The 12807-nt window shown below is 38.4% G+C and carries 7 protein-coding genes, 1 tRNA gene and 1 riboswitch; of the genes, 1 reads left to right on the top strand and 7 read right to left on the bottom strand.

The window, feature by feature from the left end; genetic code table 11:
- Window positions 1–139 precede the first annotated feature (139 nt).
- From NG78_RS01905 to eno, 7 genes are all read right to left on the bottom strand, one after another.
- Window positions 140–4966, bottom strand: a complete 4827-nt coding sequence (locus NG78_RS01905) for a DUF4011 domain-containing protein (RefSeq protein WP_004134886.1) — start codon at window positions 4964–4966, stop codon at window positions 140–142.
- A 182-nt stretch (window positions 4967–5148) separates the two neighbouring features.
- Window positions 5149–5874, bottom strand: a complete 726-nt coding sequence (locus tag NG78_RS01910; protein ID WP_230454154.1) for a hypothetical protein — start codon at window positions 5872–5874, stop codon at window positions 5149–5151.
- An 816-nt stretch (window positions 5875–6690) separates the two neighbouring features.
- Window positions 6691–6774: transfer RNA gene (locus NG78_RS01915), tRNA-Leu, on the bottom strand.
- Window positions 6775–6907: 133 nt separating this feature from the next.
- The gene (locus tag NG78_RS01920; protein WP_050543428.1) at window positions 6908–8572 is read right to left on the bottom strand and encodes a DUF501 domain-containing protein; all 1665 of its coding nucleotides are present in this window, start codon (window positions 8570–8572) and stop codon (window positions 6908–6910) included.
- A 53-nt stretch (window positions 8573–8625) separates the two neighbouring features.
- Window positions 8626–9102, bottom strand: coding sequence for an FtsB family cell division protein (locus NG78_RS01925; RefSeq protein ID WP_004134881.1), 477 nt, complete (start codon window positions 9100–9102; stop codon window positions 8626–8628).
- Between the two features lie 158 nt (window positions 9103–9260).
- The gene (locus NG78_RS01930; protein ID WP_004134880.1) at window positions 9261–10175 is read right to left on the bottom strand and encodes an L-lactate dehydrogenase; all 915 of its coding nucleotides are present in this window, start codon (window positions 10173–10175) and stop codon (window positions 9261–9263) included.
- Between the two features lie 194 nt (window positions 10176–10369).
- The gene (gene eno, locus NG78_RS01935; protein WP_004111411.1) at window positions 10370–11665 is read right to left on the bottom strand and encodes a phosphopyruvate hydratase; all 1296 of its coding nucleotides are present in this window, start codon (window positions 11663–11665) and stop codon (window positions 10370–10372) included.
- Window positions 11666–11813: 148 nt separating this feature from the next.
- A riboswitch (TPP riboswitch) is annotated at window positions 11814–11930 on the top strand.
- Here eno and NG78_RS01940 point away from each other — a divergent pair.
- A complete protein-coding gene (locus tag NG78_RS01940) occupies window positions 11920–12753 on the top strand; it encodes an ABC transporter permease (protein WP_004134879.1) in 834 nt (277 codons plus the stop codon). Its footprint overlaps the riboswitch before it by 11 nt.
- Window positions 12754–12807 lie beyond the last annotated feature (54 nt).

Genomic DNA, 12807 nt, shown 5'->3' with positions numbered 1-12807 from the left:
TGCAGTACGGTTTCTGCAGCAGAGTCCCATAACCCCAATCTTCAGACACTAACGCAGTACCGTTTCTGCATTAATGTCTCATTTTGTTGATTTTTAAGCACTCGCGTAGATTGCATGATGCGATATGGTCTCTCACATATTAACTCAATCTTATTTGACCATCATCATCTACGATTTGACCAGATTTCAGCAACATATCCAAAGCATTATCTAAAGCTTCAGTATCAGATCTTCCTAACCGCTTCTTTCCATATTGCCCAATCATAAAGCGATATAAACCATCCTTTGCCACACTAATATTTTTGCTAATAATCTCAAGCATCCCTTCACCAATCTCTTCAGGTGCAATTTGCTTAAAATCACGGAGAATATCACCAGGCAATCTGAAAGCAATATGGGCATCCTTTAAATACATAAAACCATTACGACGAATGATGCCAAAATCTTCACAGCCTCGCATTTTTATGTCAAAACTTTTTTGCACAGCTGAAGAAACTTTTTCACGCTGGAAATACCAAACAATTCTCTGCAAAAGAAGGTTTTCTGAAAGAGGAGCTTCAACTTCTAGAATATCCTTAACAATTTCTTTGAAACCTATGCTCTTATGCTTGTCAAAAATATCTTTACAATCTTTAGTACTGCCAGCCATCTTATATTTTTCAAAAGAAAAATGATTATTATCAACAGGTTGTGCAATATCATCAAGATTTTCCACAGATTTTTCTTTTAAACTGTTCATGTTTTCTTCACATTTATCAGAAAGATCTGCATGCATAACATGTTTTCCATGAATGGAATCATTCATATGCAAGTCATCTGAGCAGCTATTGGACAAAACTGTATCTTCGTCAGATAGTAGTAAGTTATTATCTGACGAATTCAATTCATGAATATGCTGAATTTTTACAGCATCATTAGCAGCATGCAGAAGCTTCTCCTGCTCAACTAGTTTATTTCTAAACCACTCAGTTGACCAAATTCTATAGAATTTCCAACCCATGTTCTCCAAAATTGTTTGTCGCAGCCTATCGCGATCACGAGCATTCTTGGAAGAATGATATGTAGCGCCATCACATTCAATAGCCAAAAGATAGTTAGAACTATTGCGCATTTTCAGACCAAGATCAATCCTGAATCCAGAACATCCTACCTGCGTGTCTACCGAGAACCCATGATTTCGCAAGAATTCACAGACTTCATATTCAAAGTCTGAATCAAACTGATCCGTACTTCCAACACTTTCACTGCGTTGTAAAGCAATCTCACCATTTTCCGCAAAATCTAGATACTCTCTTAGCAGCCTCACACCTTCTGATTCAGTGCGGCTTAGATCTATATCCATCGCATGCATGGAAGAAACAACTTGAATATTATATTTTGCTCTTGTAACAGCAACATTCAAGCGTCTTTCGCCACCTTCTTTATTTAAAGGTCCAAAATTAAGCGAAAGTATACCCTTAGAATCAGGACCATACCCAATGCTGAATATGATAGTGTCGCGCTCATCTCCTTGTACAGTTTCAAGATTCTTTATGAAGAACGCATCCTCTTTGTTCTCATCAAAGAAAAACTCTTTTTCTGGAGTAGATTGACGCCTCCTGAACAACAATTTGTCAATAAGATTTTGCTGACTTTGACTAAATGCAACAACGCCCAAACTTCTATTAGGATATTTATCAATGTTCTTATAAATCAAATCAACAACGTACTCAGCTTCTTTCCTATTGTTATGAGAAGAACGATCAAATTCTCCATTAACATAGTAATAATCAATTCCTAGACCCTCAGAATCAAACTGAGAAGATGGAAAACTTATAAGCTTATTATCATAAAAATTCTTGTTAGAAAATGCAATAAGCTGCTCACAGCGACTGCGATAATGCCAGCTTAATCTGACCTGCGGCAAAACAACAGAAGCTAAATCCAATATAGAATCAAAGCTTCTTACATCGTCATCATCTTCGTCATCATCTTCACCATTATTTATAACAGTGCTAAAGAAATTAGTAGGTGGCATTTGCTTAGAATCGCCAACAATAACAGCTTGCTTGGCACGACTTATTGCACAGATCGCATCCCAAGGGAACATCTGTGAAGCTTCGTCAAATATTACAATATCGAATTTTATAGAATCATAGTCAAGATACGTACTCACACTTAAAGGTGACATCATAAAGCACGGCTTAACTTTCTGAACAAGCGCTCCAGCTTCTTCAAGAAGTTCGCGTATATTCTTTTTACTTCTTGATTTCTGATTTTCGCGCAACAGTATGCTTAAAGAACTTCCAGATGCAGCGTAATTAGACTCAGGGCATGCAGATGAAAGCTTCTCACGCAACTTTATTTGATTTATTTTAAACTGCTCAATGTCCTTCTCTGCAAATTCTTTTACTGCTCTATCTTGTGAGAGTCTACTAAATTGTGACAGAGTACTATTCTGCCTAATAAGTAAATCAATCCATTGCAAATAGAATTGCTTTTTAAAAGTCCCTACAATGCTATCTTCATTAACATTATTCTTTATAACATCGTTAATAAATGTAAGGATACCAATCTCTTTAATATCAACAAGTAAATCTCTAAAACCGCACCAATACTTCAGTCCATTAATAGATGAAAGACAGCAGTTCAGTCTAGTTTTAGCATCTTCCAAAGTTAAAACATTAAAATCAACAATCTTCTTGTCAAAACTATTGAAAATATAATTTAGATTTTGAAGATTATTTTCACTTAGAATACCAGCAATCTGATTAGAATATTCAATGAAAGATTTATTCTCAGATAAGAAACTTGAATATTTTTCTAATGACTCAAATGAGTATCCTCTATCAATAAGATTTTTAAGAGCTTCCATTTGGTTATTAACATAATTCCAGTTAGTATAAATTCCTTTATACGCTGGACCAAGCAATGATTTGATAGAAGATTCAATATAAATATATTCACTCATTGCATTCTGATAATCAGATAAGCTCTTCATTAAAAGAACAGATTCATAATATTTAGGCTTTTTATTTACTTTTTTGCACAATCGTATATCAGAAACAATCTTTTTATAATTCGAGTTAAAAATCCTAGATAATGCACCACTAAAGTGTTTCAGGTCACTGTAATTCTCTACACCATTTAACTTATAAATATCATCATTGCAGTCAGACAGATTTTGCATCGAAGCATGTATCCAATTGCTAATTGACTGCAATTTTTGCAAAGAATCATAAGCTATATCAAAATTACGCTTATTTAGAAGACCAGGAGTAATTAAATACGAACCACCAACAAGTTCAAAGAAACTTCTCCAGAAGAAAATATCTGCCAAATTTTTGCAGCAAATATTATAACGCTTAGAAATATCATTCGATATTTGCGATAACTTTTCTAACGTATCAACAGAAGAAGAAACACTATTCTTTATCCGCATTTCTTCCATAATGGAAAGATTTCGATTCAAATACCCATACCAAGGATTGTCATGATAGTCATATCCGATAGTAGGAAGATAATCTACATATTTTGTTAAAAGATTAGTGGCATTATCGAGATAATCTGATCCTAATTTAGATATATCTTGAACCTCACATATAACATCAGGATATTTATCAAATTTTGCAAGACGCTCATATAAATCATATAAACTCTTATTAATTACAGGATTTATTTTGTGAAGATTGTAATCATAAGAATCCAATTTCTCTTTTGCTTTTACTTTAACATTTATTTCCTCATCAACTTTTAGTTGATTAATTTCATTCTTTTGAATATCGAAGTTATTACATATATCTTTAATAACATCTTTCTTATTGGCTTTATTTGAATGAAGTTGAAGGCAGAAGTCAGCAATACCTGTCTGCTGCATTTTGTTATATACAACTTTTAGCGCAGCAAGTTTTTCTGAAACAAATAATACTTTTTTACCATCATTAAGGCACTCAGCGATGATATTTGTTATTGTTTGACTTTTACCAGTTCCTGGAGGGCCTTGCAAAACAAAGCTTTTACCAGATTTAGCCATTTCTATAGCATCAATTTGGCTAGAATCAGCGTCAACAACATTGCATAAATCAATTATTGAATCCTTTCCAACCTCAGACTCATCTATATCTTCATCAGATTCGTCATAAGAATCTGTAGAACCGCCTAAAAGCTTATTGACAATTAAATTATTAAGAATCTTATTTTTGTTATTCTTAAGATCCATATACATATTTATTTTTGCGAAAGAAAAAAGTCCGATTTTACATTCTTTGGTTATTTCCCAACCTAATTTAGAAACTAAATCTTGAACACTTTCAAAATATTCTTCTAGAGTTGTTCCATTTTTATATTCCGGAAGAGTTATGCCATACTCATTATTGAGTTTGCACGAAAATGTTTTATTTATAAGAATTTCATCATCAAATACAGATATTCTGTACGGATCAGCAAGAGATTTATTTGTTATCTGTATAGGAATTAAAAGTATAGGAGCATAACGAACAGTATCAGCGTAATTAGTATCTTTCCAATGAATAAATCCAAATGCTATATACGCAACATTTATACCGGTTTCTTTCATAATTTCATTAGAAGTTTTCATAATATTTCTTACAGCAGATATAGGCTTACCATAAGTGCTGTAAGCAAGAACTTGTGAGGAACTTATTTCATTAGAGAATCTATTAAGAAAATCGTTTTTGTTATAAATACGTTTATTTTCTCTACTATCTGAATTTGTATCTGACACAGAAGAATCGTCATAATCATTATTCTCATTGTCAAGAATCTGCGCTGGATCAAATATTGTAAAAGGATTTGGATTACCTGAAGAAAATTCTTGGAAAATCTCTTCTGCACTTGGCTTCAATATTTCTATAGACAATTTACGATCTTTAAAACTTACAAGATTATTTCGCTTGCCAGTATCCAATAATTGTTCTGCCCACTTATCTATACGCTTAGATAACTCAACTAATTGCCTGGCTTCCATCTTCTATTTACCTCACAAGTGATTTTAAAATAAATCAATAAGAACAATTCTAACTCTAAATACTTTCTTTTTCTCTATAAAAGTAGAGTCTAAGAAAAAATAATATATAAATAACCTTGATGGACAGTAGCAACCACTACTGTCCATCAATAGATAATTTAAAAAAAAATAACTTGTAAAAACTATCCTCTTCTCCAACGAGGCCTATCACCATCACGGCTTATACATACCATTGGAGTTCCTTTAGTTGTTACACCAGTAGCACCTTCTTGTGAGCAGAAAGATCCAGGATGCACATAATTTTGAGATATCTGAGCTTGATTAGTTTGAGGCTGCTGCTCCTGAGGCTGCTGCTCCTGAGGCTGTGGATTAACGTTATTTGTAGGCTGCTTCCTTACGGTAGTTGGAAGACGCTTTTTCTGAGATTCTTTACGAGCCTCTTCATCTTCCTTGTTTTTTGCCTCAATACTTTCATTAACAGCTTTTACAGCATCAGGAATTGCATCAATATCGTTGTTGTTTATTGCTTCATTAAGATTATCAATAACTTTAGGATCTTTAACTTTACCTACTGCATCATCCGCAATTTTTTTCGCTTCACTGAGAACATGCTTTCTATATGAAACCTGAACATCATCGGAAGCTTGTTGCAAATGCTTTGTTTTATCTTTATAGTTTTCTAAACGATTATTAAGTTCTTTATTTGATTTTTTAATATCATCAGCATTATCTGCTAAGCATGAAATTGTGGAAAAATCTTCATTCTTAACTTCATCAAATAGAGAATTCAAGTTATCAAGCACTGAAGAATCTTCTACATCCCCGGCAGAAATCTGACTAGTTTTATTTTTTGCATCATTTACAGCATCTTTTAGAGACTTACTCGCAGCATTCACTTTAACTTTCAAATTCTCACAAGTTTTCTGTAATGATTTAAATTCTGCATTTGAATCCGCACATCCACTGAAGCAAATTAAAGAAAAAGAAATTAGCATTATAAATGCAATCGAACTTAACCGACGTAATTTCCCAACTTCAGAACAAAAAACGTTATTGCACTTCCTTAGTGCCTTATTATTATCACTAATCATTGTAATTCCTAATGTAATATCACTGTATCAAATAAATTTGCATTAACAAATCACGCTAAAATTTTAGCACAAACCAAGCATAGGTTGTAACTGGATTATAGGACAAAACTGTGTAAAAAATAAGCTCATAACCCTTACGGTAGTAAGGCTCGTGGTATATCGAATGTGGGTTATTTCTTATGCTAAGTGGCGTTCGAATTAGGTATTAGCTGAATGTTTAATAATAAATCGTCAAACGCTATTACTGGTGCAGTCTACGTATTGCACCAGTAACATATAACCCCGTTTATTCGTTACTAACGCAGATTACGTACTGCGCGAGTAACGATAAATCACAATTATTCGTTATTAACGCAGTCTACGTACTGCACCAGTAACACATAACCGTTGTTTTCTCAGTCTGCTGACTGAGTTAGTAACGGTATTTGGGCTATCAGTGTTACTTTCTCAGTTTGTTGACTGAGTTTTTAACAGTGTTGAGGCTTGTGGCTTGTGCCGCAGAATATTCATCAGCTTAGCTTTACAAACTTTTTGGCCTATAACCCCAAATAACAGATACACTTTTGCCGCTTACCCAAAAACTCAGAAAACCAAAAAGCGCCGCACAGCTAAAACTGTACAGCGCTTTGTTTGTGCCTCCGGTGGGACTCGGACCCACAAGCCCGTAAGGGCGTCAGATTTTAAGTCTGATGCGTATGCCAATTCCGCCACAGAGGCAGCAATCAATTATTATGCCATACATCACTGCAAAGAACAAGCCAGCGCGTGGCGAAAACACTTTACTAGAATGTTCAAAAAACACAGTTATATTTAAAACATCCTCAGCGCGTGGCGAAAACACACACTCCACTCAGCGTTCTAAACCAAGCAGCCTGCGCCCTAAATCAAGCGTAATGCCATCAAGCAAACCATGTTCACTTGCCACAAAAGTATCCAGCACCCCGCCATGATCCTCGTACGCAGCTTTTGCCAAACGCTCAAGAACGCGGCTCCACACCACTGCTCCGCCGCCAACAACATCAACGCGCCCAGGGTGAATCGTCGCATACGAGCGCCTACGCTCACGCGTCATGCGCAAAAATCGGTTATTAACCGCGTACGCCTGATCAAGCCCAATTTTAACTCCGTCAACAGCTGAATGATCATAATGCTTCAAGCCCATTGTCAATGCAGCCATTGTAGTAACAGTTCCAGAAACGCCAATAATAGTGCGCACTCGACCAGCAGGCACAACTTTGAAAGCTTCGTCAATATGCTTGTCAACATCATCAATTGCAGCTTGGATTTCGTCTTCAGTAGGCGGATCAGTATGCAAATGACGCTCAGTCATTCGCACAGAACCAACATTCATCGAATATGCGGCAGCAACCTTGTGAGCAGGCAAACTATCTCCATCCCCTCCAAGCACAAGCTCAGTAGAACCTCCGCCTAAGTCAACTACAAGATACGGCGGCTGCAAATCATCGCGCGAAACAACGCTAGTTGCTCCAAGAAAACTAAGCGACGCCTCTTCCGTACCACTAATAACTTCCGGTCGAACACCTAGCTCATCAACCATCATCTGCTCAAAAATTTCACGATTTTCAGCATCTCTCGTAGCCGAAGTTGCCACAAAACGAATCGCATCAACCGGATGCTCTTTTAATACCTGCGAAAATTCGTGCGCAGCATCCCGAACTCGTGCTAAGGCATCGTCCGCAAAACGGTGCGTTTCGTCAATTCCCTGCCCAAGTCTAACAACGCGAAGCATTCTAGGAACAATATCTTTCATTCCATGCTCGGAAACTTGCGCAATTTTAAGACGAATAGAATTAGTTCCACAATCAATTGCAGCAACAGTCACAGATTTTTCTGCACTATTACTACCAACATTTTTTCTAGTATTTTTTCTAGTATTTTTTTCGTCCAAAACAACTTCCGTTTCTTCAGCATCACAATCATCACTCCATGGAGTTGTGCAGCGGCACACGCTAGGATCAAACTCATCCTTAATTCGCTCCAACACCATATCACCAATAGGATTCACACCCTTGCCCATTACCAAAGTTTGTGCAATCAAAGCATGCAAGCATTTCACGCGCACAGGCATACCGCCTGCACTCATATCGCTAATATGCTCTTCACTATCCCCCAACGAAACAGCCAACGCATGGCGGAATGCCAAATAATACTTATGCGCCTGCTCATACTGCTTCTTAACAACTTCGTCAGTTTGTAATAATGCGTTAAATTCTCGCATAAGACCGTTTGCCTCTACATGAGACACTGCTTTTACAGCTTCGGGACTCGTTAAATAGCAAGTAGTTGGAAATGGTGTGCCATCTTGCAAACACGGCCTTGTTATAACCGCAAGAGGCCTGCCACAAACGCAGCGCGCACCAACAGCAACCATTCCCCTCGGAAATCTTCCAAGCTGCTTCTGAACAATCGCACGTTCAGCATCGCTTGCTGGCTTTTTAAGTAAACGCTTTACAGCATCTTCTGGAGAGTAATGATTATTGTCATTTTTTTGCATAATATTTGAACTTTCTGGCATATTTATTTTTCCCAGCACAGCTTTCTGTAATTTTATTGCAATGGCAAATTATCGGGCTTGTCTGCTTTGTGTAGTGCATACATCAAATCACTATACCAAGGTAGAACGGGACGATTCTTAGTTTCACTATTTTCCTGCGCAAACGCATTAGGCAATGTGCCTGTTACAGCTTCAGGATGCTCCACTCTAACTGCCTGTTCCCCTGGAAAAACAAAACCAAGACGATCTCGAGCCTGAGCTGCAATATATGCTTTATCTTTCCAGCGTTCAATATTATTGTTGAGTGTACGTTTTCTCTCTTTTAACGTGCTCTCTTCGCGCTGCAATGCGTGGAGTTCTGCCAAACTTAGCGCATAATTTCTAACTGTAGAAATGCACTCAATTGAACCAACTGTAACTATAAAAACCATGAGTAGAAAAACAAGCGGTCCTGAAAATAGTCGACGCTGCTGCATCGGTGACTGTGTTTCTTCACCTGCTGCTTTCGTACGGCGCTTCCTCATAACCATACATTCTAAATTACTTGATGTATTCGACGTGAAAAACACAATAATAATGGTCAGTTACTAAACAGCAACTGACCATTCATACCTAATTATTTAGTTAGATTACTTTTATAATATTTCGATATATTACTTCGATATATTACTTTTAGATTATTTTTATATTATTTTGCTTGAGCTTTACTTAAGATCGTATCTGCAGAATGCTGCAACTTTTGCAATTCTTCTTCAGTTAGATCAAGCTTGCACTGCTTTACAATACCTTCGCGACCCACGATTGCTGGGTAAGAAAGATAAGAATGATATTCCTCGCGATAGTTCGAAACAGGCATCTGCTCTTTAGAATCCGAAAGAACAGCGTTCACCAAGCGCACTGCAGCGGCAGCAATACCGTAATTCGTGTACTTCTTGCCATAGAACACCGTAAAGCCACCTTGGCGAGTTTCCTCATCAACAGCGTTCAAATCAATATTCTTTTCTTTTGCAAGCTCAGCAATTGGCTGTTCGAGAACCTTAACTGTTGACCACGCAACAAACTGTGAATCGCCATGCTCACCCAAGCTATAGCCCTTCACTGCTTTTGGATGCACTCCGAAGAATTTACCAACAGCGCGATGAAGTCTTGCAGAATCAAGCAAAGTTCCGGTGCCAATAACTTTTTCATAAGGAAGACCAGTTGTTTCTTTATAAATCTGGCAAATAGCGTCGCAAGGGTTCGTAATATCAACTAAAACACCATGGAAGCCAGAAGCTTTAATCTTTGCGCCAACTTCTTCAACTTGAACACGATTATGTTTAAGTTCTGCGAAACGATCAGGATTTGGAACGTCTAAAAGCTTAATATTGCCCATAGCACTTACAATAACTTCAACATCTTTCAAAGCATCGTAATCATTGACAGTAATGTTTACATTAAAAGGCAAATTATCCATTGAATCTTCAAAATCCAATGCATCAGCCTTAACCTTAGCTTCATTCTTGTCGTACAGGTATAACTCGTCGGCATAACCGCCAACAACAAGCTGGTGAGCAACAGCTGCACCAACATTTCCCATACCGATAACTGCTACTTTTCGCATAATGAAACATCTCCTTCTGTTTCGAGTTTCTCACAAAAATATCACTATTATGGCGAGAATAAAAGTAAATTCAAAAAAATTTTTGCGTGTCTTGATTTTTTCAAAAATATTTAACAAAAAACGGCCAGCCGTAAACACGACTGACCGTTTAAACTTAAAGACTTAAGAAGATTTAAGTTACTTAAAATAGAAAGTTACTTCATGTACTTCTTGCAAGCCTTGAATGCGCTGTAACCAGCATACTGAGCGGTAGAACCAAGCTCTTCCTCAATCTCAAGCAAGCGGTTGTACTTAGCAATACGCTCGCCACGAGCAGGAGCACCAGTCTTGATTTGGCCGGTGTTCTTAGCAACGGCAAGATCAGAAATGGTGGTATCTGGGGTTTCACCAGAACGGTGGGAAACCATAGAGGTGAAGCCATTCTTGGTTGCAAGCTCAATAGCGTCGAGAGTTTCGGTGACGGAACCAATCTGGTTCAACTTCACGAGCAAGGAGTTAGCTGCACCGAGCTCAATACCCTTAGCCAAACGCTTTGGATTGGTGACGAGCAAATCATCGCCAACGAACTGCAAACGATCACCAAGACGCTTGGTGATTTCTGCCCAATCATCCCAGCCTTCTTCCTGGAATGGATCTTCAATGGAAACGATTGGATACTCGTTGATGAGCTTCTCATAGTAATCAAGCATGTAAGCAGATTCGCGCTCTTCGCCGTCGAAACGATACTTACCAGTTTCCTTGTTGTAGAACTCAGAAGAAGCAACGTCAAGAGAAATACCAATCTGCTTGCCTGGCTCGTAACCAGCGGCTGCGATTGCATCCATGATGTACTTCAAGGAATCCTCATTGGACTTCATCTTTGGAGCGAAGCCACCTTCGTCGCCAAGACCAGTAGCCAAGCCTTCCTTCTTCAAAACATTCTTCAAGGTGTGATAAACCTCAACACCAGCGCGCAAAGCATCGCTGTAGGTTGCGAAACCGTATGGAGAAATCATGTATTCCTGAATATCGGTTGCAAAATCAGCGTGAGCACCACCGTTCATGATGTTCATGTTTGGAACTGGAAGAATGTGACCATTGGTGCCGCCAATGTAGCGGTACAACGGAAGCTGAGCAGACTCAGCAGCAGCGTAGAGAGCAGCGAGGGAAACGCCGAGAATTGCGTTAGCACCAAGCTTGCCCTTGTTTGGCGTGCCATCAAGCTCAATCATCGTTTCATCAAGAGCGCGCTGATCGGTGGCATCCATGCCAATAACCTTAGGAGCGATTACTTCGTTGACAGCCTTAACAGCTTCCAACGTGCCCTTTCCCTGATAACGGGACTTGTCGCCATCGCGACGCTCCCAAGCTTCTGCTTCACCAGTAGAAGCACCAGAAGGCACTAAACCAATACCCTGAGCGCCATCTTCGGTCTCCAAATAGACCTGAACAGTAGGATTTCCACGAGAATCCAAAATTTCGCGTGCATATACGCTTTCAATAGCTGCCACAACTACTCCTTTATACCTATGGGTTGTGATGACTCTTTTAAGATTAGTGCGTTTTATGGACGTTATATTCTATTGGCAAGTGTTTATGCCGAGAAAGTTCACGTGTCGCGAATTTGTAAGTTTTGTCCATGCCTGTGCGCCATAATAGCGAACTGACACGGGGTGCAACCTTACGCATTCATATGATTTTGCGGATATTGCTGAGAACATACCCGTCGAACCTGATATAGCTAGTACTATCGAAGGGATGTCGGATGAATATCCATTTTCGCGAGCGCAAAACTGAGTATGTTGCAAACAGCAAGCAAGCGAATAAAAAGGCAAATAAAAAGGCAAATAAGTCGTTAAAATCTTTTAGCGCTTGGCTTTCTACAATAGTTATAGTTTTTTGCTGGTTTATTATTACTCTCGGCCCTGTTGAAAACCGCGCTTTGCCTTCCCCATTCGAAGTTATTAAAGCTTTCGTAGATTTGCACAATGAGGGAATACTGTGGCCGTCTCTTGCAATAAGCATTTTTAGGGTTGTTGCAGGTCTTCTTTTGGGTATTGCGTTTGCTCTTCCTGCCGGAATTCTTTCTGGAGGAAGCGCAATAGGTGAAACAATAATAAACAAGCCTAGCCACATGATACGTTCAATACCGTTCCCTGCTTTAGCTCCTCTTCTTATTATTTTTCTTGGCGTTGATGAGCTTATGAAGATTATGCTTATTGCGGTGGGCGTTTTTGGTCCTATGTATGTAAATATTCGCGATGGTGTTCGTAATATTGACCCTCGCCTTATTGAACTAGCTAAGGCTTATCATATTAAAAAATCAACTGTTTTCACCACTATTTTTATGCGCGGAACTCTTGCCAATTTTATGACTGGATTGCGTTTTTCGATTTCCGTAGCATGGGTTGCGTTAGTTACCTGCGAAACAGTTAATTCTTCTATTGGAATCGGCTATATTCTTTCGAGAGCGCAACAATTCTTTAGACCGGATCAGATGATGGCCTGCATAATCATGTACGCAATTGCAGGTCTTGGATCCGAAATTACGGCGAATATTTTCGAATACTTACTAATGCCAGAACGAAGAATTTCCTAAAAATAAACACAAGAAACAAGAAACACAAAATAATAAACACAAAAAAGGAGCCAA

Origin of the sequence: Gardnerella greenwoodii 00703Dmash, from assembly GCF_000263635.1 — a bacterium.
Lineage (GTDB): Bacteria > Actinomycetota > Actinomycetes > Actinomycetales > Bifidobacteriaceae > Bifidobacterium > Bifidobacterium greenwoodii.
This window is presented reverse-complemented; position numbering and strand designations above follow the sequence as displayed.

Coding starts and splice junctions, on each gene's coding strand:
- NG78_RS01905 (WP_004134886.1), bottom strand. CDS start 4,966: ATGGAAGCCAGGCAATTAGTTGAGTTATCTAAGCGTATAGATAAGTGG.
- NG78_RS01920 (WP_050543428.1), bottom strand. CDS start 8,572: ATGCAAAAAAATGACAATAATCATTACTCTCCAGAAGATGCTGTAAAG.
- NG78_RS01925 (WP_004134881.1), bottom strand. CDS start 9,102: ATGGTTATGAGGAAGCGCCGTACGAAAGCAGCAGGTGAAGAAACACAG.
- NG78_RS01930 (WP_004134880.1), bottom strand. CDS start 10,175: ATGCGAAAAGTAGCAGTTATCGGTATGGGAAATGTTGGTGCAGCTGTT.
- NG78_RS01940 (WP_004134879.1), top strand. CDS start 11,920: ATGAATATCCATTTTCGCGAGCGCAAAACTGAGTATGTTGCAAACAGC.